We start from the raw sequence: 22,807 nt of genomic DNA, 5'->3' as shown, positions 1-22,807 counted from the left end.
GGTGGCGGAAAACGTCACCGTGGCGCCGCGCGACACGCCGCAACCGACTCAGATGGAAGAGAAGCTTGTCGTCGTAAAACGCGGCCAGACGCTCGCCGACGTTTTGGATAGCGGCGGCGCGCCCAAAGACCGCGCCGCCGCGGTGGCCGCCGCCTTCAAGAACAAGCGCGGCGAACCCGTGCGCGAAGGCCAGCGCGTCAAGCTGCTCTTTGCAGACTTCGATGGCTCCGGCAAAAATATGCAACTCGCCCGCGTGTCGGTCTACAACGACGAAACTATCGAATCGATCGTTGCGGCGACAGACAAGGGCACGTTCGTGCAGACGCCGACCGGGCCGACGTCTTTCGCCAAAGATGCCGGGTCAAAGTCGCAAAATGAGATCGACGAGGACGAAGGCGCGATGCGCCTTTACGATTCCCTCTATGAAACCGCTCTCAAGCAGCAGATTCCGAAGCCGATCATCAATGAGATCGTGCGAGTCTTCGCAAACGACGTCGATCTTCAGCGCGCGGTCGCTGGCGGCGATGCGCTCGACGTCTTCTACGACGAAGCGGAGGAAGGCTCGACCGCCGGCAGAGACGCGCTGCTCTATGCATCGCTAACGACTCGCAACGAGACATATCGCTACTATCGCTTCTATACCCCGGACGACGGCCTACTCGACTATTACGACGATAACGGCCGTTCGAGCCGCAAATTCCTCGTGCGCAAGCCAATCGCTCTCGGCGAGACGCGATCAGGCTTTGGCATGCGCCGTCATCCGATCCTCGGCTACTACAAGATGCACACGGGCGTCGACTGGGCGGCGCCGATCGGCACGCCGATTCTTGCGGCCGGCAACGGGACGGTGATCAAGGCGCAATGGGATTCAGGCTATGGGCGGCGCGTGGAGATCCAGCACGCCAATGGCTACATCACGACCTATAACCACATGTCAGGCTTTGCGCGCAGCGTGAAGGAAGGGATGCGCGTCAAACAGGGCCAGGTCATTGGCTTCCTGGGATCTACCGGCTTATCGACCGGACCGCATCTCCACTACGAGGTCATGGTCAACGGCCATTTCGTCGATCCGATGCGCGTGAAGCTCGCGCGAACGCGTGAGATCGAGGGCCGGCTTCTCGCCGAATTCAAGAAAGAGCGCGATCGCATCGATGGTCTTATGGCCAGAGCGCCCAATAACGACGCCAAGGTCGCGACGCGCCAGTCGAAATAATGTTTTGCGACTACCGGCGCGCATGCGACGCGCCGCGATCTCTTCAAGCGGCGTCACGCCATTCGTAGGCCGGAGCAAACTGGGCCGCGCGCACGCCGCGGACGATGTTCTCCATCGTCGCCATCGTCTCACGGGTGAGCGAGTCGCGGGCGAATTCGACCCGAAATTCACGCTCGATCGCGAGCAGCAAACGGATCGCGGTGTAGGGCGTCATTCCCAGCTCATAGAGATTGGCGCGCGGGGTCAGATTTGACGCCGGAACGCTGATCTGGACTTCCTGATCAATCAGTCTCTGGATGATCTCAAACATTTTGGTCTCCCCTGGCGCATCAGAATTCGATGATCCAAAGCTATGGGAAGCCGGAGAGAATGTTCGTGCGGCGACGCACATGGGGACGCCGTCAGGTTCTATAGTCCTATCCGCCGGCGCACGTCTGCCGGCGTCCAGCCACGCGTCCGCAAGGCGCGCAGCGCGGTCGACGCCACGCTCTTCGCAAGCTTCTCGCCCTTCTCGTCCATAATGAGATCATGGTGCAGATAGTTCGGCGCCGACAGGCCGAGCAGATGTTGCAGCAGGCGATGCAAGCTTGTCGCCTCAAACAAATCCTTGCCGCGCACGACGTCCGTCACGCCCTGCAGCGCATCGTCGACGACGACGGCGATGTGGTAGCTCGCCGGCGTGTCCTTGCGCGCGAGAACCACGTCGCCCCATTGCGCGGGATCGGCGGCGATCGCCGTCCCCTCCCCGTCATTGCGAGCGCAGCGAAGCAATCCAGAGCTATGAGTCCTCGCCTGGATTGCTTCGTCGACTACGCCTCCTCGCAATGACGGCGAAACGTCGCCGAATTCCCGCCACGTCAGCCCCCGCCCCGCGAGAGTCGACGCCAGACGCATGTCGAGCCGCAACGCGACGCCGCCCTTTGCGAGGACCTCGCGCGCCGGACGACGGGGCTTCGTGCGGCATGTCCCGGGGTAGAGCGGCGATCCGTCCGGATCGCGCGGCCAGTGCGCCTGTGCCGCCGTCGCACGCGCGATGTCGGAGCGCTTGCAGTCGCAAGCGTAAATGAGGCCCATCTCGTCAAGACGCTCGAGCGCGCGCGCGTAGGCGCCGAAATGCTCGCACTGTCGGCGGACCGGGCGCTCCCAGTCGAGTCCAAGCCAGGCGAGATCCTCATAGATCGCAGCCTCAAACTCGGGTCGCGCGCGGCCCCTATCGATATCCTCGATGCGCAACAGAAAGCGCCCGCCGCAGTCACGCGCGAGATCGAAATTCAAAAGCGCCGAGTAGGCATGGCCAAGATGCAGGTAGCCGTTCGGCGATGGCGCAAAACGGAAAACGCGTTGTTTTTTGGATGTCATCAACTTCGCTTAGCAGGGCCAGCTCTCCGGCCGGCGGATCAGCCGGGACGCATTCGGCGCAAGTGGACGAATGCCGACGCTTGCTCCAAAGTAGCCAATTAGCCCTTTAAGCTGTTGGACTTACACATGCCAGATTTCGAATCGATCGTCGACGACATCTACGAAGCCGCCGCCGAGCCCGATTGCTGGCCACGGATCATGCATGACATCGCCAAGGTTGTGGAAGCCGCCGGCGGCGCGCTCATCGCCCGTCGCGCTGACGCTTGGCTCGGCTGGCGCTGTTCAAGCGCTCTGGAAAAAGGCGCGGACGCGTTCTTCAGCAGCGGCGGTCTTGAGCGAAGCCAGGTTCTGAGCCGGCTCCTCGCATTCAATCGCGCCGGTTTCGTCACCGATCAGGAAGGCTTTCAGGAAGGCTTTACCGAAGAGGAATATGCCGAGGAGCCGGTCATAAAGGAGTGGTGCGCGCCCAACGGCATTCATCATTGCACCGCGACCGCCGTGCCGATTCCCAATGGCGATCTCGTCGTGTTTCAGATCAAGCGGCGAAAGGGAGAGCCGCCGTTCGGGCCCGCCGAACTCGCGCGCCTCGACGCGCTGCGGCCGCATCTCGCGCGCGCCGGTCTGCTCGCCGCGCGTTGGCGACTTGAGCGACTGCGATCGGCCACTGAAGCGCTCGCAACGCTCGGCGTCCCGGCGGCGATACTGGATGTCGAAGGCCGCGTGCTCGCCGCCAATGGGTTGATCGAGGAACTCGCCTCTCATCATGTCTGGATGCCGCGCGACCGCATTGCGCTCATCGAGCCCGCGGCGGACAAACTGCTGCGACGCGCTATTGCCGATCTCGGCGATCCTGCGGCGGCGTCGGTACGCTCCTTTCCTTCAAAAGGCGCCGGCGATCGTCCGGTGGTGATGCATCTGATCCCCGTCACCGGCAATGCGCGCGATCTTTTCGGCGGCGGCCTCGGCGTGCTTGCTGTGACACCCCTTTCGCGGCCATCCGCGCTGGACGCCGCATTGGTGCAAAGCCTCTTCGATTTGACGCCGACCGAAGCGCGCGTCGCGGGAAGTCTCGCCGAGGGACTGACGCTCGATCAGATCGCAGAGCGTCACAAGGTGAAGTTGAGCACCGTCCGCAGCCAGGTGAAGTCGGTCTTCGCGAAAACAGGCTCGAACAGGCAATCCCAGATTGTCGCGCTTCTCGCAGCGACGCAGAATTTTACGCTGCAGCTGGTTGAAGAGGCTCCAGTGTGACGGAGCGATCAAGCGCCGTGAGAAGGACCGGCCTTCAGCGCCGCGACTCGGCGATCGCGAGAGCCGCGGCGAATGCTTCCTCGATATCGAGGTCGGTTGTGTCGAGCGTCACGGCGTCAGGGGCCGCCTTCAACGGCGCTGCGCTGCGCGCGCTATCGCGTTCGTCGCGCTTCCTGACGTCTTCGAGAATGGCGGCGTAGTCGGCCTCTTCGCCAGCGCGCGCAAGCTCCAGAGCGCGGCGCGTCGCGCGAGTCTCCGGCGCGGCGGTGACGAAAATCTTCACCTTCGCATCGGGACAGATGACCGTGCCGATGTCGCGCCCGTCGAGGACGGCGCCCTCAGGCCGCGCCGCGAAAACCCGCTGCATGTCGATGAGCGCTTCTCGCACTGCCGGCATGGCGGCGACGACGGAGGCCGCCTCGCCCATGTCGCGCGCGCGCAGCCGCGTCTCGTCGAAATCAGTGAGCGACAGGCTGCGCGCAGCAGCGACCGCCGCCTCGATATCGTCGAGGCGCAGGCCTTCGTCGAGCAGCGCGCAGGCCGTGGCGCGATAAAGCAATCCGGTGTCAAGATGCGGCAGGCCGTAATGCGCCGCGAGCCGCCGCGCCAGCGTGCCCTTCCCCGACGCCGCGGGGCCGTCGATCGCGATGACGAAGCTCACGAGAATCGCGCTCCGAGCCGCTCCATCAGCGCGCGAAACGCTGGAAAGCTCGTCGCGATCATCGTCTCATCGTCGACCGTGACCTGCTTCTCCGCGGCGAGCCCCATGACGAGAAAGCTCATGGCGATGCGATGATCGAGATGCGTCTCGACCATGCCGCCGCCGGCGACCCTTCTGCCGCGCACGATGAGATCGTCGCCGATGATCTCGCAATCGACGCCATTGGCTTTAAGCCCGGCGGCGACCGCCTCAAGGCGATCCGATTCCTTCACCCGCAATTCGGAAAGCCCGCGCATCCGCGTCTCGCCCTTGGCGAAGGAAGCCGCGACCGCGAGGATCGGATATTCATCGATCATCGAAGGCGCGCGCGCCGCCGGCACATCGACGCCGGTGAGATGCGAGTAGCGCGCGCGAATGTCGGCGACCTCTTCGCCGCCCTCCTCGCGCCTGTTCTCCAAAATGATATCCGCGCCCATCTCCTGCAGCGTCGTTAAGAGCCCGCTGCGCAGCGGATTGGTCATGACGCGTTCGATCACAATATCGGAGCCCTCGACGATCAGCGCGGCGACAAGCGGAAATGCGGCCGATGAAGGATCGGCGGGAACCCGTACCTCGCGCGCTAAAAGTTCCGGGCGCCCTTCAAGCGCGATCTTGCGGCCGTGCGCGCCGTAAGGCTCGCTCATGACCTTCGCGCCGAAATGCGCGAGCATTTTTTCGGTGTGATCGCGCGAGGCCTCGGCCTCGATCACGGTCGTTTGGCCGGGCGAATTCAGCCCGCAGAGCAGCACCGCGGATTTGATCTGCGCTGAGGCGACGGGCGTCTTATATTCGATCGGCAGAGGCTCGCTCGCTCCTTGCAGCACAAGCGGCAGACGGCCGCCCTCTGCCTGCTCCAGAACCTGCGCGCCCTGCAGCGCAAGGGGATCAAGGATGCGTTTCATCGGCCGTTTGCGTAACGACGCGTCGCCGTCGAAACGCGCGACGATCGGATGGCCGGCGACGACGCCCATCATCAGGCGCGAGCCGGTGCCGGCGTTGCCGAAATCGAGCGTCTCGGTGGGCTGCAGCAGCGAACCGAGCCCCGCGCCCCAGACGCTCCAGCTTCCATCGGCGTGGCGCACGATCTTCGCGCCGAGCTGGCGGCAGGCCTGCGCGGTGCGCAGCACGTCTTCCCCCTCGAGCAGTCCTTCGATCTTCGTCTCGCCGATCGCGAGCAGGCCGAAGATCAGCGCGCGATGCGAGACGGATTTATCGCCCGGCGGACGCACGCGGCCTTTAAGCGACCCGGACTTATGGGCGCTGAGGGCAGCGGCGGGAGCGTGAGCATGGGCGGCTTGCGGCATAGTCGCTTTCGATCGGACGCGATTCAGTCGCTATCCGCTTCGCACTTTTGGAGGGGATGCTCAACAGCGGCGGCCGGCGCTCAGGGCGGTGTTTCTCGCGCCTTGCTGGGGAAGTTGGAGCGGGCGATGGGAATCGAACCCACGACATTCAGCTTGGGAAGCTGACGTTCTACCCCTGAACTACGCCCGCGCCCTCCTTGTGTAACGCGGCGGGCGGTGAGTTTCAACGGAACAGCGATCCGGTCCAGCCTGGTGTCGCCCGTTTTCCTCACCTCATGCTGAGGAGGCTCCCCAGGAGCCGTCTCGAAGCACGAGGGTGAGGAAAACTTGCGCGGAAAAAGACTTCCTCGTCCTTCGAGACGCGCCTTCGATCTCGGGCCTGCCCGAGATCGACATTACATCCGCAAGTCGGGTAAACCCGCGACTTGCGGGCGCTCCTCAGGATGAGGAAGCCTTTCCGCAACCCCCCTCACTCCCAAAATCTTACGAGATTGAACGGCTCCATGAGGTCCGGGCCTTTGACCGATGGATCAAATTCGATCGGTCCGCCGAAAGTCAGACGCCACGCCGGCGGCTCGATCGGATGCGCATGGACATCCATCCTCCCGACGGCGCAATTAGCGTTCGTCGCCGGCGCGGCGATGACGCCGTTGCAGGCCCGGTAGAGCAAATCCGTTCCGATCAGAGAGCCATAGCCATAGGCGATCAACTGCGAACGGGAGTTCAGCATGTTGAAGACGTCGAGCTGGAACTTCCAACCCTCTTTCCAGCGATAGCCTATGCGCGCATTCACCGTGCCGATCGCAGGGCTTTTGAAAAAGCCGTCCTCGGTCAAAGCGCGCGGGCCGATGTAGCGATATTTGAGCGCGCCAAACCAGCCTGTCGGCTCGCCCAATTCCAGAACCGCCGTCGCGATGATCGGCGCGGCGTTGATCAGGAAGTTCCCTGGCTTGTTGCCAAGGAACGTGCCCCAAGGCAGCGCGTCAGGCTGAAGCAGCTGAAGGTAGAGGTCCGCCTGATCCCTATCGAAGCCAAGGAACCGCGCATCGGTCATGGTCAGGTCGCCTTCGAATCCCAACCACGAGACCGGCCGATAATGATTGGTGAATTCAACTCCGATGCGGCGGCTCGGCGGGCCAAACACCGTATTGCCTTCGTCGCCGGCAAAAACATTTTCCGACTGGAGCTTGATCCAGAAGAGCGTCAACGCTGATTCCAGGCCGTCGATCGCTCTGGTCTTCATGCCGACTTCGGCGCCGGTTGATGGCGAAAGCAGCGGCCGACGTTGCGCGAACACATAGCCGAGATCGTCCGACGCTTCGGTCGTTGAGAAGGTCTGCGTCGTGCCGCGCGCGTCAGTCGAGTGGAATCCGCGCCCGAAGTTGAGATAGAAATCGGTTCTGTCGTCGAATGGATTGATGATCACCGACGCCTTGGGGCTAAGCAGTTGTCCCGTGCTCGCTCCGTTGTTGAACGGGGCGGTCCATAGATGGACCGGTTGAGCCGGATTGTCGCCGACGAAACCGACAATGGGCGAAGCCCAATAATTCTGAAGTCCGCCAACGCTTGCCCAATAATAGTCCCAACGCGCGCCGACGACGGTCGTCAGCCAGGGAGCCCATTTCGTCTTGACGTCGCTGAATAGGCCAAGGCTCGCTTCGCCCACATGATCGTTGCGTATCGCATCGTAGGGCCTGCGCACGTAAGTGTCCTGCAACCCAACGCGAATGTCGTCGTAACGCGTCTGATAACCGAAGCGCAATTCAAACGGCGTTTCCGCCATGTTGAACCGGATGCCGTGAACGCCGTTCGAACCGATCATCGTTCGACGATCGAACTGGCGAAACTGGTCGCCAAGCTCGGGATGATTCAGAAAATAGGTAAAGTCGTTGAACAAATCCAAGGTCGAATGGACGGCGTAGCCTTCGATGCGAGAATAGTTCGTTTCGCTGAGCTGAGCCCAGTGACCGGAGATACTGAATCGCGTCGTGTCGCCGCCGTCGGTCGGGTTCATCGTCCCCCAGCGTGACATCAATCCCTGCTCGACGGCGCGCAACGGAATCTGGTCCGTCGAATTCCAGCGGTTGGCGTACGCCATGCCGGTGATGCCAACGCCGTCATGCTCCGTGCCGCGAATCCAGCGCATCACTGCGTTGATCTTGCGCACTCTGTTCGGCACAAGCCACGGCCCGTCATAAACGGACGCTTCCGCGGCGCCGAGAATGTCGCCGTCCATGAACGCCCATGACTTCATGCCGAACTGGCGCGCGAATCCAAATTCGCCGGCGCTGGTCGTGAACACGCCCGTGGGCACGCGGTTCAGATACTGCATGCGGATGGTGCCGGCGTTCGAGAAGTCGCCATCCTCGACGTTGTACGGACCCTTTCGCGCATCCACCGACGCGAGCAATTCCGGCATGACGAAATTGGCGTCCGCATACCCCTGGCCGTGGCCATGGGTGCGCATATTGAGCGGCATGCCGTCGAGATAAAGCGCGAGATCAGTGCCGTGATCGAGATCGAAGCCGCGCAGATAATATTGGTTGGCTTTGCCCTCGCCGCTGTGCTGCGTCACCGCGAGACCGGGCACGACTTCGAGCGCTTCGCCGGGACGATAGAAGGGAATCGCGTTGACTTGTCCGCCGGTGAAAAACCTCTCGCTCGACGACGTCATTTCCTTTGGGCCGGCGGGATAGTCGATTTTCGGCCCGAGCGCGGTATCGTTTTCGGACGACTGTCCAGAGGGCCCCGGCGCGACTTCGACAAGCGTGGTTGGCCGCGCAGGGCCTTGCGGATGCGCCGCCTGCCTATGCGTCGTTCGCCTCGCCGCGTGTCCGCCAACATTGATTGTCGGCAATGCCGTCTGAGCGGCGGCCTCGCCCAGACAAAGAATCGTCAGACCGGCCGCGAGCGCGAAAAGGGAGACGGCGGTCGGATAACGACTGTCCATGGAGGAGGCGGCTCGTGTATGATAATCAGATCAAGACAGCTTATTCTCAGCGGTCGGCCGCCAAAGTTGAAGAGTGTTTTTAAAGGCGATTCGCGATTGCAAGTAATCTGTTGCAAACGAGCCACACCCACGTTCGACGCTATCTCACATTGGGATTGCTCACCTCGCCCCTCTGCTTCTCGATTTCCTTCAGCTTTTCTCTAATCGGCCCATAGGGACCGTATTTATGCTGCGCTTCGGAGAAGCCGTCGGCATAGGGGCCGTAAGGCGCGTCGATCGGCTTTTGCAGGAGGTCGGGAAAATCCCTTTCGAGCCCAGCGCGATGCGGCCTCGGCCTCGAGATCATCAGCGCCGCGACGTCCCAGGCCTCTTCAGGCGAGAGCCGCGGATGCAGATAGTCGACGCCGTCCGGCATGTTGGAATGGACGAAATTCGCCGCAGTGATGAGCCGCGCCATGCCGGCGCCGTCGTTGAAACTGTCCGAGCCCCAGAGCGGCGGAAAGGCGTAGCCGGCGCCAAGTCCCGGCAGGCTGTTCTGCACGCCGGCGCCATCGACATTATGGCAGCCGATGCAACGCGCCTGATAGACGTCGCGCCCCCTCGCGGGGTCGGCGGCGCGGTCGAGCTCCGGCATGGTTCCTGCGCCAAGCCCCGAGAGCTTCTCGCCCTTGCGCACGCCGGTCGACAGAAACTGAATATAAGCGACGATCGCGCGCATCTGTGGCGAAGAGACCGGCAGCGGACGTCCGTTCATGCTGCGCGTCATGCATGAATTGATGCGGTCTTGAAGGTTGATCTTTGCGCCGGCGCGCGCGCTATAGGCGGGGAAATCCTCCGCGAGGCCAAAGAGCGGCAGGCCGAATTTCTTTACGCCGGCGTCGAGATGGCAATTGCCGCAAGCGAGATTGTCGCCCGCAAAGCGCTGCGCGCGGTCCGGCATGTCGGGACCGATATGCGAATAGGTCGCGGTGATAAGATCGCGCCCATGGCGGATGAGCTCGCTATGCGCATCGTAAGGCAACGCGTCGACTTGCGGCGCCGACCAGAACTTCGCGCTCGGCGCGCCGAGTTCTTCTGCGGCGACAGATGCCGAGAATAAGAGCGCGAATAGCGCGCCGCCAAGAAGCGCGTTGCGCATCAGATCACTCCGTCAGGAAATGTTTTGAGAGCTTGAGCCCCTGCCCCTGATAATTCGACACGCCGCTTTGGCCGTAAAGCGCCTCGGGAGTTTCGGCCATGCGCTCATAGACAAGGCGACCGATGAACTGGCCGTCTTCCAAAATGAATGGCACTTCACGCGAGCGCACTTCGAGAACGGCGCGGGCGCCCGGTCGCCCGTCGGCGCCAGCCCCGAAGCCCGGATCGAAGAAGCCGGCGTAATGCACGCGAAACTCGCCAATCGCGGCGTCCATCGGCGCCATTTCGGCGGCGAAGTCGGGCGGAATCGCAAGGCGTTCACGCGAGGCGAGAATGTAGAAATCGCCCGGATCGAGGATCAGCCTGCCGTCTCTGGACGGCAAGCGGTCCCAATAATCGTCGATGCGATAGGCGCCGATCCGATCGACATCGATCACATCGGTATGCTTCTGCGCGCGATAGCCGATGATGCCGCCGAAGGCTCCAGCGTCGAGCGCAACGCGCAGCACGACGCCGTCCCGCAAATTGAGCGGGCCGTCGACGAGCGGCGATTTGCGATGCAGTTCGGCGAGGTCTGCGTCGCCGAGCGCTCCGCCCGCCGATCTACCGGGCAGGTGCGCGCGAAACCGCAGCTGGTTCAATCGCGTGCCCAGGCGCGCGCGCACTGAAAAGCTGCGCGGCGACACTTCGGCATAGAGCGGCCCGCGATATCCAGCGGCGACCTCATCGAAGCGGTCGCCGCGATCCGTAATCAGCCGGGTGAAAATATCGAGACGACCCGTCGAGCTTTTCGGATTGGCGGCGCCGACGACAGACTCATCGAGCGCTAAACTTTCCAGGAGCGGCACGACGTAGAAGCAACCACGCTCCAGAACGGCCCCGTCGCCTTCAAGCGACATCTCGTCATATTTGAGCGCGGAAAGAAGCTCGTCGACGCTACGGCGCTTGCCCGGCAGAAAACTCGCCCGCACGCGATAGGCCTTGGGGCCGAGCCGCAGATCAAGACTGGCCGGCTGAATCTGCCCATGCGCAAGGGGCGCCGCGAGGCGGATTTGGCCAGCGTCGGCGATCGCCTGAATCTGCCGGCTGGAAAGCACGCCGCCCATTCGCATCTCGTCCCGTTTCCCTTTGTTGAAGCGGATAAGCGCCAAATCGCGCCGCCTTTCAAGCCAGGGCTGTTGACAGCTCAGGCCGCTCTGGCCTCTATAGGCGCACGTGGTTATTTGAGCCGGCCGGCTTGCCGCCACGAAAAACAACGCGCTAAAAGGCCGGGTCTCCCGAAGGAAACCCTGCTTTTTGCGCAGCGGCGCCGTTTGGCGCTCATCAAGAATTGGCGCGAGTCGCGCCGAGGGAGAACAAATGTCCGCCGACGCACCGCCGCGCAGGCCGCTCAAACCAGCCACGCAACTCGTGCATGGCGGGACGCAGCGCTCTTCCTTCGGAGAATTATCGGAGGCGCTCTATCTCACGCAGAGCTTTGCCTATCCGACGATGGAGGCGGCCGAGGCGCGCTTCAAAGGCGACGATCCAGGCTTCATCTATTCGCGCTTCTCGAACCCGACTGTGGCGATGTTCGAGCAGCGCATGATCCTTCTCGAGGCCGCCGAGGCGGCCCGCGCCACCGCAAGCGGGATGGCCGCGGTGACGGCGAGCATGCTCGCACAGTTGAAAGCCGGCGATCATGTCGTTTCGGCGCGGGCGCTTTTCGGCTCTTGCCTCTATGTCGTCGAGGATTTGCTGCCGCGACTGGGAATCGCGTCGACTCTCGTCGACGGCGCCGATATCGAGCAATGGAAAGCGGCCGTTCGTCCTGAAACGAAACTCTTCTTCCTCGAAAGCCCGACCAATCCGGGCCTCGAGGTCTATGACCTCAAGGCGATCGCCGACATTGCGCACGAGGCCGGCGCAAAGCTCGTCGTCGATAATGTCTTCGCGACGCCGTTGTTGCAGAAGCCCTTCGACTTCGGCGCCGACGTCGTCGTCTATTCGGCGACCAAGCACATCGACGGCCAGGGCCGATGTCTCGGCGGCGTCATCCTTGCGTCACAGGCGCTGATTGAAGAGAGCGTTCATAATTTTCTGCGCCAGACCGGCCCGGCGATGTCGCCGTTCAACGCCTGGGTGATGCTAAAAGGACTGGAGACCTTGCCGCTGCGCGTCGCGCAGCAGACTGCGAGCGCAGCCAAGATCGCGGACTTCCTTGCTGAAGAGAAGGCCGTCTGTCGCGTGCTCTATCCTTTCCGCGCGGATCACCCACAGGTCGATCTAGCGCGTCGTCAAATGTCTGGCGGCGGGACGCTGGTGAGTTTCGACATGGCGGGCGGTAAGGCGGCCGCCTTCCGCCTCGCCAATGCGCTTGAAGTGATCAAAATTTCAAACAATCTCGGCGACGCGAAGAGCCTCATCACCCATCCGGCGACGACGACCCATCAGCGGCTGACGCCGGAAGCGCGCGCCTCGCTCGGCATTGGCGAAGGGCTGCTGCGGCTCTCGGTTGGCCTCGAGGACGCCGACGATCTCATCGACGATCTCGCGCGCGGGCTTTGGGCCGCCGCGCGCGCTTAGTCCTATCGCGCGCTCTCCCGCCTCTCGGCGCGAGCCAAAACTTTCGCCTCCTGCATCGCGCATTCGGCGACGAAATAGGATGCGGCGAGTATGGCGCAAAGCGTCTCCAGCACGACGCCCGTGATCAGTTCGCTCATCGGCAGGCCCTTTCAAAAGCATTCGCTACGGAATGCGGGAAAACCAAAGCGGCGGCCCGCGGCGGCGGCGTGAGAAGAGAATCGACGCCGACGCAGGCCGTTTACGACACAGCGTCAGACCGCCGGCGGCGCGCGCGGACGGTTGGCTGGGTCGGGCCGGGGCGTCGGCGCGACGCGGTCCGCCACCGTCCATGCGAGCGTAAGGCTCTGGACGGGCGTCGCGCCAATCGGGCCGGGCCGCGCCGCAAGGGGCGCAAGACCGCTGCAAAACGCCTGGCAGAGGATACAGGCGGAGCGATCGTCTTTGGGGCCCAGCCGCCCGGGAAACGCGTCAGGTTGGGAGGTCCCCGACGCGAAACAGATAAAGAGTTGAGCGATGAGACGGCCGCCGACGCCAGCTTCGGCCACGCCGCGCGCAAGCGGCGCGACGGCCCAGAGCGACGCCGCTGCAAAGAGCAGCGTCGCGCCAAGTCGCGCACGCACGCGACGCAGCATAGCCATTCTGGACGCCAAAGCAGACATCGGTTCAGGTCGCGTCGGTCAAAGGCCGCGAGAAGCGGGCGCGGCGTTCGAGGTCGATCAAGCGAATGACGCGCTGGTCGTTCTCGCGCCACAGCGCCGTTCCCGGCACGATCGCGACGAGCGCCGCCATGCCGGGCGCGTGACTAGGCTGCGCGTCTTCGCGCTTCATCAGAGATTCGAGCGTTGCGCCGGCGACGACGCTTTCTCGCCCGCTCGGCTTACGTTTGCGAAACATGGGCTCACTCCCGGTCCGCCGCTTTGCGCGGCGTTGTCCTTTTGCTGCGCTAGACGCTATGCGCCGCCCGGACTCCGGGCGAGACGCGCAAAACGACGCGACAGCGTGGCGAAGGATCAGGAGTTGGCTGGAGGCGCGCGCGCCTGTCTGGAAAAATCCTGCGGGTGGGTCGGCAGGGCGCGGTCCGCCACCGTCCAATTAAGCGCAGTCCATTGGACGGGCGCCTTGCCAAAATGAATGGTTCGCGCTGCGAGAGGAGCGACGCCATCGCAATAAGACTGACAGAAAAGGCAGGCGTCCCGATGGCTCTTTAAATGAGCTGGGTCCTGCGATTGGTTGCTTGAGGCAATGTCAGTGAAGCAAAATTCATTGACGACGTCGCCGGCGCCCATCCGCGACGCGACATTCGCCGCCGCAGGCGCGAAGGCCTGAACGGTCAGCGCGAGCGCGAACAGCAGAACTGTCAACCAGTTGCGACGCATAAAGTCTTTCAGCCTTTGATCAGGCGCGCATGCGGATTTCACATGTGTGCGCTGATGTAAGCAAAAAGCGAAGGCCGCGACAAGTTAATCTTGTCGCAGCCGCCTTGCAGCGGCAAAGCGTCTCACCCGGATGACGGCACGCTGGACGCCAAAGGCGAATCGTCACGAAGGCTTATCTGTACGTCGACGTGGAGCCTCCCCGATCGATCGTTATGCCTGCGCCATCCGGGCCGCCGATGTCATAATTGAGCGCGATGAAGAAGGTGCGCTGCGGATAGGGGTTCGGATTCACATAGGCTTTCCAGCGGCCGATGTTGTTGACGCCGACGGACAGCCACCAATTCGGCTCAAGCCGGTATCTCGCTTTCATATCGAAAACCAGGATTTCACTGTCCACATTGCCGTAGTTGTTGTGGTTGAAGTCCGTGTTCGCGAAGGTGACGAACGCCGGAGACGAATAGCGCGCGCCCAAGGCGAAGGACATATCGGGATTTGGGCTGTAGCTGGCGACGCCGCGAAAGCGATATTTGGGAACGCGCGGGAACTGATTTCCGGCAAAGAGAATGCTGTCGAGATTGCGGCTCGAAAGATTAGTCTGGATTTTTGCGTCGGTGAGCGTGAAGCCCCCTTCGAAATCCAGTCCCGGAATGAAAATGTCCTTCATGTGCGCCGCCGTCTCAATGCCGCGAAACCGCACCTTGTCCAGATTGGCGTTCTGCGAGACCTGTATGCCGAAGGCGGAGAGCGCCGTCTGGCTGGCGATGGCGTTCCACCGGTCGTCGAGAAAGAAGCTGATGCGCGGGTTGAAGAGACCGATTGCGCCGCCGAAGGCGTCGACCTTCCGATATTCTGTGGTCACATCGTAGCAGGTGCAGATTTCAGGCTGCAGATTCGGGTTATTGATGACCAACGAACTTGGGCTCGAGAGAGATTGGAACAGTTCGTTGACGGTCGGAAAGCGATAGGCGCGCGCGATCGACCCGCGCACGGAAAGCTCCGGCGTGAAATAGTGTTCCAGCGCCGCCTTCGGCGAGAAGGCGCCCTTATCGGAATTCTGGAAGTAGGTAATGTTCGCGGCCGCCAGCGGAATGCCGACGAAGGCCCGGCCAACGGGGTTCGACACACTGCCGAAGCCGCCAGTGGCGTTCATGCCGCCAAAGGCGCGCCACCACTCGCCGCGTGCGCCGGCGGTGAATTTCCAGTCCGGGAGCGGCCTCCAGACTTCCTGAACGTAGACGCCTTTCGTTTCGGTCTTGCCGAAGTTAAGCGCCTGAATTCCCATGTAATAGTTATTGGGATAGGAAACCGTGCTGGTCTGCTTCGTGGCCAGCGAATAAAGGTCGCCGTGCGCGCCGAACGACACTTCATGCTTGCCGAGCAAATCTTGAGGCAGGCGCCAGATGAATCGCGCGTCGCCGGTGCGCCAAAAGGTTCCGCCATTATTGGTGTTCAACCCGCGTGGATCGATATTATAGGCGGTTCCCGCCGCGTTGACACGCGGACCATAGGATTGCGCATTGTTTGTGAAATCACGAAGGAAGTTGAACGAGGTCGCCGAAAAATCAAAATCGAAGACGCCGCCCGTATCCCGTCTCAGCTCCAGCGCCTGCATCAGGTGATTGGCAGCGCCGTGGCCAGGATTGACGCCGCCTGGCGTAACGGAGAACGGGCCGAGCTGCACGCGTCCGGTCTGCGTGTTGTAGATCGGCATCCCGTTCCTGTCGCGAATATAGCTTTCGACGCTCGTCGTATCATTCAGCGTCCAGAAGCCGACCTGATATTTGGCGCGCACAAGCGGCGCGATGTCATAAGAGACTTTTACTTTTGCCAGATCAGTTTGCAGGTAATCGGCCCCGGCGGAATTGGTGATGATCCGTGAGCGTCCCTGCTGGTCGAAGTCTTGGTACCCTCCGAAAAAAGCCGAACCCGTGCCAGGCGTCAGGAAATTTCCCGGGAATGTTTGCGCCTGACCCTGATTGTCGAGGTGCTCATAGCCAACCCAGTAGCGGAAATCGTTGATCCGATCGCCGATCAGCACATTGGCCACGCCGCCGAGATTGAGTTCCTTTGTGCCGTAAAGACTATACGGCTGCACCGCCGCGGTGCCCATGGCGTGAACCTCGAACTCGTCCGGCATGCGCGTCGTCATGGTCAACACGCCGCCGATCGAATTACCGGGGTAGAGCGCCGAAAACGGCCCATACATGACATCGATGCGCGAAATTTCGGCGGGCGAAACCATGCCCCAGCGCGGCGCGAAGTTGAAGCTGTTGCCGAGCAGATTCGAGAGCAGCACGTTGTCGGCATAGACAAGCACCAACGCGCTCTGAATCGTGCCGGTCGTGCGCGTCGAAACGATTGCGTTGCGATCGCCGATGAAGCGCTCGCGGATGAGAATCGACGGCATGTATCTGAACGCGTCTTCCGAGGTCATAATATTCGTCGTTTTTTGAATCTCTTTGCGCGTCCTGCTCTCGACCACCGCCGGAATATTCGCCGGCAACGTGCGGCTGAACGGCGCGGGCTTTGGCTCCGAATAACGATCCGTCCCGGGCTCGGATGGTCCGGGCTCCGCGGTAGTGACGCGTCCCGGTCCGCCGGCGCTTTGGCCCGCAGGGCCTCTATGCACTGGACCGCGCGCCCCGCCGACGTTGATAGTGGGCAGCGCCTGCTGCGCATCCGCGGCTGAGGCGACGAACAGGCTGAGCGTGGCGAAAGATGCTCCTGTGAGGAGGCGAGAACGACGAGTCATGACGATATTCCTCGGCGCCGACGAGATCGACGCATACGGGAAGCGAGCTGCGGCGTTGGATGCAACGAGCGCGCGAACTAAGGTTTTTCGGAAGCTGTTATGCGCAGCCGATGAGGTCCAGACCGATGCGCTTATTCGCGCTCGTGTCGGCCAGACTTAGGCGCGTGAAAGGGGCGGCGCCCGAGCGCAGTGCGCCCGCGCCGGTCGCTCGGAGAGCGGCCGCATGGGGCGTAGGCGCGCGTCGACCAGCGCATATTCGCCGATCGCGACGAGATAATGAGAGTTTAACGAAATCCAGGCCGGCGGCGGCTCGCCGCATAAGAGACAGAATTGGCAGTTGTGCCTGTGGCCCAGCCTGTCGTTGGACGCGGGCTGTTCCCCAGCGCGCCAGTAGTGACACGGGGCTGAAAGCGTCTCGGTCGCGGACGATGAAGTTGCGTGCGCCAGCCCAACTCCGCCGGCGACGGTCTGGACGACCATCGCCAGGGCAAGCAGTAGCGCTCGAAACGTCGTGAGCCGCATTTTGATCCCAGTCAAAGCTGAAATCCACTATTTACAGTAAATTGCGACGTGAATAGATCTCGCCTGCCGTTGAGGGCCAAAAAGCGATCGGTGTGTCTCTTCGGTAACAGTCGGGGGCCTCGGGGTAACTTCTCCGCCGCTCAGGCGCCTAATCAAAAACGTTTCCCTTTGTTGGCGCCCGCACTAATCTTGCGCCCATGTACATCGCCATCACTAAAGACATACAGGTAACGGCGCTTCCCGACTTTCTGCCGGATCGCTCAGACCCCGACCAGGATCGCTACTTCTGGTCCTATACGATCGAGATCGCCAATCTTGGGCGCATTCGCGTGCAGCTTTTGTCGCGTCACTGGATCATTATCGACGCCAACGGACGTCGCGAGGAGGTCCGCGGTCCTGGCGTCGTCGGCGAGCAGCCGGTGCTGGAGCCCGGCGAGACGTTTCGTTACGCATCGGGATGTCCGCTCAGCACGCCTTCGGGCATGATGCAGGGCAGCTACCGCGTCGTCACCGACTCCGGTGAAACCTTCGACGTGGAAGTGCCTGCGTTCTCGCTCGACAGCCCCTTGTCGCGTCCGACGTTGAATTAGGCGGGCAAATGGATCGCCTTGAAAATGCGATCGAGCTGCTTTCCCGATTGGTCGCTTTCGACACGGTAAGCTCCAAGTCGAATCTGCCGCTGATCGGCTTCGTCGAATCCTATTTGCGCGAGCAGGACGTGCGCTTCCAACGCGTCCCGAACGCGGCCGGCGACAAGGCCGCCCTTTTCATCACGATCGGGCCCGACTCCGACGGCGGCGTCCTGCTCTCCGGCCATACCGACGTCGTGCCGGTCGAAGGGCAAGAATGGAGCGCCGATCCGTTCACATTGCGACGTGACGACAAGCGGCTATACGGCCGCGGCGCCGTGGACATGAAGGGCTTCGACGCCGCATGTCTGGCGATGATTCCGGAGTTCAAAGCGGCGCGGCTGTCCCGACCGATCCACATTCTGCTGAGTTATGACGAGGAGACCACTTGTCTTGGTCCGCTCGATGTCATCGCGAAGTTCGGCGCCGACCTGCCGCGTCCGTCAGCCGTCGTCGTCGGCGAGCCGACGTCTATGGAAATCGCCGATGCGCATAAGAGCGTGACCACTTATCTGACGCGCGTGCGGGGCTTCGAAATTCATTCGGCCAATTTGCATCGCGGCGTCAGCGCGGTGCATGTCGCCTGCAAGCTCGTCTGTGAACTCGACCGCATCGGCGAAGAGCTGCGCGCGAAGGGCGATCCGAGCGGCCGTTTCGAGCCGCCCTTCTCTTCTATTCACGTCGGCGTCATTCGAGGGGGAACGGCGCGCAATATCGTCGCCAAAGACTGCGAGTTCCTTTGGGAGGTTCGCGGATTGCCCGGTGCGCCGCCGAACTTTGTCCGCGATCGGCTGGAGGCGTATTGCGATGAGTTGAGACGGTCGATTTTTGCCGGCTTCCCCGAAGCAGGCATCGAGACCACGACGGAGAATCAGGTGCCGGGACTTGCGCCAGAGCCCGGCTCCGACGCTGAGACGCTGGCGCTGCGGCTCGCAAAGCGCAACGCCACGATCGCGGTGCCCTATGCGACGGAAGCAGGCCAGTTCCAGCGCGCAGGAATGGCCGCCGTCGTCTGCGGTCCTGGCCGGATCGACCAGGCGCATCAGCCGGACGAATATATCGACATCTCCGAACTGGCCGCCTGTTTGGAGTTTCTGCGCGGCCTTGCACGCGAACTTCAATCCTGAAGCCCCGGCGGGTCGCGCAATCCAGTAGCTTACGGTCGAGTCTCTCTAGCGCGCAGAGTGCCGGAGACGTTGCTTTTCTGACGACGCACAGGACGGGCGTGCGACGCAGATTGCTTTCGTGAAGTGAGCGGCTATAGTCCGCCCGCCTTCCGGCGCTTTTGACAAGAAAATCGGCGCCGGGCTCGAGCCCTTAAGAGATTTCGCAATGAAGCTAATCCCGGACGCTTTGGCGCAAGACCAGACGCCGTCACCGCCCGCCGCCCAAGCGCCTGCGACCCCGCCGGCCGAGCCCAGCGCCCCCGCCGCGCCGCCCGCTCCAACGCCGCCGCTCCCGCCGAGCGCTACCCAAACGGGACAGCTGGCGGACTCCAAGCCCGAAGCGCAGCCTCCGACCATGCCGGAGATGCTCGGGCAGCTCATTCCCATCTTCGTGGTGATGGGCATCGTGTATATTCTGGTCATCCGCCCGCGCTCCCGCCGCGAGAAAGAGGCGCTTGCGCAGCTTCGCAACGTCCGTCGCGGCGACACGCTCGTCACCACCAGCGGCTTGGTCGGCAAGGTGACGAAATCGATCGACGACGCTGAAGTCGAGGTCGAGATCGCGCCCAATGTGCGGGTGAGAATGCTGCGCAGCGCCATCGCCGAAGTGCGCGCTAAGGGCGAACCGGCGAGGGAGGAGCCGCCGCCGGCCAAGACTGGCGGCGCAAGGAGCGGCGCAAAATCGGCGAAGTCCGGCGAGACCAAGCCGAGCGGCGCAAAATCCAGCGACGCTAAGTCGGGCAACGCCAAGCCCGGCGATGGCACGGCGGGCGAAGCCGAATCCGGCTCCCAGAGCTAACGCCGCCCTTACGATCACCTAGCCGATAGCAGGACGATGCTGCGATTTTCGACCTGGAAACTCTTTGCCATTGTGGCGATGACCCTCGCCGCGGTGCTTATCGTCGCGCCCAGCATGTTGTCGGCGTCTCATTATGAAGAGCTGAAATCGCGCCTGCCTTCCTGGCTCGTTCCGCCGACTATCGTGCTCGGCCTCGACCTGCAGGGCGGCTCGCATGTGATGCTCGAAGTCGACCAGGCTGATCTGATCAGCACGCAGGTGAAGAACTTGCGCGACGACGTGCGCCGCATCCTGCGCGAGGAGAAGGTCGCCATCACCGGCGGCATCGGCGCGACGGCCCGCGGCGTGCAAGTGCGCGTCGCAGATCCGGAGGACCGCGAGAAGGTGCTTCCGAAGCTACGGCAGCTGCGTAACGGCTTCAGCAACGCTCTTCTGGGCGGTCCTTCGCCGCTCGACGTCGAGGCCTCGCCGGACGGCCTTATCCGCGTGACCGTCACCGACGCCGGCCTCACGGACAAATCGCGCAAGGCCGTTGAGCAGTCGATCGAAGTCATTCGCCGACGCGTCGATGCGCTTGGCACGCGCGAGCCGAGCATCCAGCGTCAGGGCGACGACCGCGTGCTGGTGCAGGTGCCGGGTCTTCAGGACCCGGAAACCCTGAAAGAAATTCTGGGGAAGACGGCCAAACTCGAATTCCGCCTCGTCGCCGAACCCGGCCAGAATCCGTCCGAAACCGAGGAACTCGATCAGGTCGATCAGGAAGGCAAGATCGCCGTCGAAAAGACGGTGATGGTCAAGGGCGAAGATCTCACCGACGCGCAGCCCGGCTTCGACCAGCAAAGAAGCGGCGAGCCTGTCGTCAATTTCCGCTTCAACATTCGCGGCGCACAGGCCTTCGGCGAAGTCACCTCGAAGAACGTCGGGCGTCTCTTCGCGATCGTCCTCGACAACAAGGTTATTTCCGCGCCGCGCATCCTGACCCCGATCACTGGCGGTTCAGGACAAATTTCCGGGCGTTTCACGGTCGAACAGGCAAACAACCTCGCGATCCTGCTGCGCGCCGGCGCCCTGCCCGCAAAGCTCAACATCGTCGAGGAGCGCACCGTCGGCCCCGGCCTCGGCCAGGATTCGATCGACGCGGGCAAGCGCGCCGCCTATGTCGGCGCGGGCCTCGTCGTCATTTACATGCTCATCACCTACGGCGTCTTCGGCGTCTTCGCCAATCTCGCGCTCTTCGTGCACATCGCTTTCATTTTCGCCGGCCTCGTGCTGCTCGGTTCGACCCTGACGCTGCCGGGCATCGCCGGCATCGTGCTGACGATCGGCATGGCGGTCGATTCGAACGTGCTGATTTACGAACGGATACGCGAGGAAAATCACGCGGGACGCTCGATCCTCGCGTCGCTCGACGCCGGCTTCACGCGCGCCTTCGCGACGATCGTCGACTCGAACGTCACCATGTTCGTCGCCGCGGCCATCCTCTATTTTCTTGGCACGGGACCAGTGCGCGGCTTCGCCGTGTCGCTTGCGCTCGGCATTCTGACGACCATCGTCACCGCGGTGACCATGACGCGCATCATGATCGCCGTCTGGTATCATTACGCGCGGCCGACCAAGCTGCCGATCTGAAGGGGCGACATTTATGAAACTTCTGCGCCTCGCCCCGGAGAACACCAAATTCCCGTTCATGCGGTTCCGCCGCGTGAGCTATCCGTTCTCGGCCCTGATGTCGCTGATCGCCGTCGCCCTCTTCGTCTTTAGGGGCATGAATTTCGGCATCGACTTCGCCGGCGGCACGGTGATCGAGCTGCGCGCCAAATCCGGGGCCGCGGAAGTCGGCACGCTCCGCACCATCGGCGAAGGGCTGCATCTCGGCGACATCGAAGTGCAAGCCTTCGGCAATCCGGCCGACGCGACCCTTCGCTTCGGCCTGCAGCCCGGCGGCGACGTCGCGCAACAGGCGGCGGTTGAGCGCGTGCGCGGCGCCGTGGACGCCTATTACGATCTGCGTCGCGTCGAAGTCGTCGGCCCGCGCGTCTCGAATGAATTAGTGCAATCCGGCACGCTTGGCGTCGTGCTCTCCATCATCGCGGTGCTGACCTATCTTTGGTTCCGCTTCGAATGGCAGTTCGCGATCGGCGCGGTGATCGCGACGATGCATGATCTGCTGCTCACGGTGGGCTTCTTCTCGATCACGCAGCTTGAGTTCAACACCACGTCGATCGCGGCGATTTTGACCATCGTCGGCTACTCGCTAAACGAGACCGTGGTGGTGCTCGACCGTATCCGCGAGAACATGCGCAAATACAAGAAAATGGCGACGGCGCAGATGGTCGACATGTCGATCAACGCCGTCCTGCCGCGCACGATCATGACGGCGACGACCGTGATGCTCGCGCTCTTTGCGCTGGTCGCCTTCGGCGGCCAGGTGATCCGCTCGTTCTCGGTCGCGATGATCTGGGGCATTTTCGTCGCGACCTATTCGTCGATTTTCATCTGCTCGCCGATGCTGATCTATCTCGGCCTGCGCAACGAAGACGCTGACAAGGCGGCGCAGAAGCACGAGACCGAGCACAAGGCGGAGACGGCCGTTTCCGCGCGTGACGAGGCCGCCGCCGCGCCGGCGAATCCTCCCACTGCCGCAGAAAAGACGCCCGCGCCCTCTCGGAAGGCGACCACCAAACGGGCCACTAAGACGAGGCCGGCTTGACCGCTCGCGACGGCGGCTATGTGCCCGGCCGTCACAAGATCGACGACTACGGCGGCGGCGGCTTTCGCTTCGCCGATATGTCCCACAAAGGCTCTATTCTCGCCCTGCCCTCCGGCGTGCGCGCCGTGCCTCTAAGCAACGCCGCGGAGATCGACGAAGCGATGATCGATCGCGCGCTATCTGAAAGCGGCGGTCTCGACGTGTTCGTCGTCGGAACCGGACAGGACCTGCTGCCGCTTGCAAGCGTCTTGCGCGCCAAGCTGCGCGCATCGGGCGTCGGCTGCGAAACCATGGCGACGGGCGCCGCTGTGCGCACGTACAATATGCTCGTCGACGAGGATCGCCGAGTCGGCGCTCTACTGATCGCGGTGTGA

At 62.7% G+C, this 22,807-nt stretch carries 21 protein-coding genes, 1 tRNA gene and 1 riboswitch (1 of these 23 running past the window's edge); of the genes, 9 read left to right on the top strand and 13 right to left on the bottom strand.

Features of this window, described 5'->3' with window-relative positions; translation table 11 throughout:
- Window positions 1-1,213, top strand: the 3' portion of a protein-coding gene (locus tag FEV16_RS04260) for a M23 family metallopeptidase (RefSeq protein ID WP_138166318.1). Its footprint begins 806 nt before the window's first position; 1,213 of the gene's 2,019 nt are visible here — the last part of the coding sequence; the start codon falls outside the window, past its left edge; it ends in the stop codon at window positions 1,211-1,213.
- A gap of 43 nt (window positions 1,214-1,256) precedes the next feature.
- Here the strand turns inward: FEV16_RS04260 and FEV16_RS04255 are convergent, their stop codons facing one another.
- Together FEV16_RS04255 and gluQRS are read right to left on the bottom strand one after the other, a co-directional pair.
- Window positions 1,257-1,523 carry a phosphopantetheine-binding protein gene (locus tag FEV16_RS04255; protein WP_138166317.1) on the bottom strand — a complete coding sequence of 89 codons (267 nt, stop codon included), beginning with the start codon at window positions 1,521-1,523 and terminating at the stop codon, window positions 1,257-1,259.
- 98 nt (window positions 1,524-1,621) lie between these two features.
- Complete coding sequence (gluQRS, locus tag FEV16_RS04250) at window positions 1,622-2,572, bottom strand: tRNA glutamyl-Q(34) synthetase GluQRS (RefSeq protein ID WP_138166316.1); 951 nt, start codon at window positions 2,570-2,572, stop codon at window positions 1,622-1,624.
- A 126-nt stretch (window positions 2,573-2,698) separates the two neighbouring features.
- Between gluQRS and FEV16_RS04245 the strand changes: the two genes are divergently transcribed.
- Window positions 2,699-3,823 carry a helix-turn-helix transcriptional regulator gene (locus tag FEV16_RS04245; protein ID WP_138166315.1) on the top strand — a complete coding sequence of 375 codons (1,125 nt, stop codon included), beginning with the start codon at window positions 2,699-2,701 and terminating at the stop codon, window positions 3,821-3,823.
- Window positions 3,824-3,857: 34 nt separating this feature from the next.
- Here the strand turns inward: FEV16_RS04245 and cmk are convergent, their stop codons facing one another.
- The 6 genes from cmk to FEV16_RS04215 form a co-directional block, all read right to left on the bottom strand.
- Window positions 3,858-4,484, bottom strand: coding sequence for a (d)CMP kinase (gene cmk, locus FEV16_RS04240; RefSeq protein ID WP_138166314.1), 627 nt, complete (start codon window positions 4,482-4,484; stop codon window positions 3,858-3,860).
- On the bottom strand, window positions 4,481-5,827 hold the full coding sequence (gene aroA / locus FEV16_RS04235; protein WP_138166313.1) for a 3-phosphoshikimate 1-carboxyvinyltransferase: 1,347 nt from the start codon (window positions 5,825-5,827) through the stop codon (window positions 4,481-4,483). Before aroA ends, cmk begins: the two co-directional genes overlap by 4 nt.
- A 115-nt stretch (window positions 5,828-5,942) precedes the next feature.
- Window positions 5,943-6,017 (bottom strand) — tRNA-Gly (locus tag FEV16_RS04230).
- A 279-nt stretch (window positions 6,018-6,296) separates the two neighbouring features.
- On the bottom strand, window positions 6,297-8,777 hold the full coding sequence (locus FEV16_RS04225) for a TonB-dependent receptor (protein WP_138166312.1): 2,481 nt from the start codon (window positions 8,775-8,777) through the stop codon (window positions 6,297-6,299).
- A 139-nt stretch (window positions 8,778-8,916) separates the two neighbouring features.
- Window positions 8,917-9,915: a c-type cytochrome gene (locus tag FEV16_RS04220; protein WP_138166311.1), complete on the bottom strand. Its 999-nt coding sequence runs from the start codon at window positions 9,913-9,915 to the stop codon at window positions 8,917-8,919.
- Between the two features lie 4 nt (window positions 9,916-9,919).
- Window positions 9,920-11,020: a 2'-deoxycytidine 5'-triphosphate deaminase gene (locus FEV16_RS04215; RefSeq protein WP_138166310.1), complete on the bottom strand. Its 1,101-nt coding sequence runs from the start codon at window positions 11,018-11,020 to the stop codon at window positions 9,920-9,922.
- A 99-nt stretch (window positions 11,021-11,119) separates the two neighbouring features.
- Window positions 11,120-11,198, top strand: a riboswitch (SAM riboswitch).
- A gap of 75 nt (window positions 11,199-11,273) precedes the next feature.
- Here FEV16_RS04215 and FEV16_RS04210 point away from each other — a divergent pair.
- Window positions 11,274-12,479, top strand: a complete 1,206-nt coding sequence (locus FEV16_RS04210; RefSeq protein ID WP_138166309.1) for an O-succinylhomoserine sulfhydrylase — start codon at window positions 11,274-11,276, stop codon at window positions 12,477-12,479.
- Window positions 12,480-12,481: 2 nt separating this feature from the next.
- On the opposite strand, the gene FEV16_RS17410 is transcribed toward FEV16_RS04210, so the two are convergent.
- From FEV16_RS17410 to FEV16_RS04190, 5 genes are all read right to left on the bottom strand, one after another.
- Window positions 12,482-12,616: a hypothetical protein gene (locus FEV16_RS17410; RefSeq protein ID WP_281404838.1), complete on the bottom strand. Its 135-nt coding sequence runs from the start codon at window positions 12,614-12,616 to the stop codon at window positions 12,482-12,484.
- A gap of 114 nt (window positions 12,617-12,730) precedes the next feature.
- Window positions 12,731-13,117, bottom strand: coding sequence for a hypothetical protein (locus tag FEV16_RS04205; RefSeq protein WP_246657162.1), 387 nt, complete (start codon window positions 13,115-13,117; stop codon window positions 12,731-12,733).
- Window positions 13,118-13,142: 25 nt separating this feature from the next.
- Window positions 13,143-13,373 (bottom strand): hypothetical protein, encoded by a 231-nt coding sequence (locus tag FEV16_RS04200; RefSeq protein ID WP_138166307.1) that lies wholly within the window; start codon window positions 13,371-13,373, stop codon window positions 13,143-13,145.
- Window positions 13,374-13,489: 116 nt separating this feature from the next.
- Entirely contained in the window at window positions 13,490-13,855 is a 366-nt protein-coding gene (locus tag FEV16_RS04195) for a DUF2946 family protein (RefSeq protein ID WP_138166306.1), read from the bottom strand.
- A 172-nt stretch (window positions 13,856-14,027) separates the two neighbouring features.
- Entirely contained in the window at window positions 14,028-16,607 is a 2,580-nt protein-coding gene (locus FEV16_RS04190; RefSeq protein ID WP_138166305.1) for a TonB-dependent receptor, read from the bottom strand.
- A gap of 719 nt (window positions 16,608-17,326) precedes the next feature.
- On the opposite strand from FEV16_RS04190, the gene apaG reads away from it, so the two are divergent.
- The 6 genes from apaG (at window position 17,327) to FEV16_RS04160 (ending at window position 22,807) form a co-directional block, all read left to right on the top strand.
- Window positions 17,327-17,719 carry a Co2+/Mg2+ efflux protein ApaG gene (gene apaG / locus FEV16_RS04185; protein WP_138166304.1) on the top strand — a complete coding sequence of 131 codons (393 nt, stop codon included), beginning with the start codon at window positions 17,327-17,329 and terminating at the stop codon, window positions 17,717-17,719.
- 8 nt (window positions 17,720-17,727) lie between these two features.
- On the top strand, window positions 17,728-18,885 hold the full coding sequence (gene argE, locus FEV16_RS04180) for an acetylornithine deacetylase (protein WP_138166303.1): 1,158 nt from the start codon (window positions 17,728-17,730) through the stop codon (window positions 18,883-18,885).
- Window positions 18,886-19,090: 205 nt separating this feature from the next.
- Window positions 19,091-19,723 carry a preprotein translocase subunit YajC gene (gene yajC, locus FEV16_RS04175; RefSeq protein WP_246657161.1) on the top strand — a complete coding sequence of 211 codons (633 nt, stop codon included), beginning with the start codon at window positions 19,091-19,093 and terminating at the stop codon, window positions 19,721-19,723.
- Window positions 19,724-19,759: 36 nt separating this feature from the next.
- Complete coding sequence (gene secD, locus FEV16_RS04170) at window positions 19,760-21,352, top strand: protein translocase subunit SecD (RefSeq protein WP_138166302.1); 1,593 nt, start codon at window positions 19,760-19,762, stop codon at window positions 21,350-21,352.
- Window positions 21,353-21,365: 13 nt separating this feature from the next.
- Window positions 21,366-22,433, top strand: coding sequence for a protein translocase subunit SecF (gene secF, locus FEV16_RS04165; RefSeq protein ID WP_138166301.1), 1,068 nt, complete (start codon window positions 21,366-21,368; stop codon window positions 22,431-22,433).
- A complete protein-coding gene (locus tag FEV16_RS04160; RefSeq protein WP_138166300.1) occupies window positions 22,430-22,807 on the top strand; it encodes an Mth938-like domain-containing protein in 378 nt (125 codons plus the stop codon). The genes secF and FEV16_RS04160 overlap by 4 nt, the downstream gene beginning before the upstream one ends.

This window comes from Methylocystis sp. B8, from assembly GCF_005771425.1.
Lineage (GTDB): Bacteria > Pseudomonadota > Alphaproteobacteria > Rhizobiales > Beijerinckiaceae > Methylocystis.
Note: the sequence above shows the minus strand (reverse complement) of the source record. Positions and strands in the feature narration are given on the sequence as shown.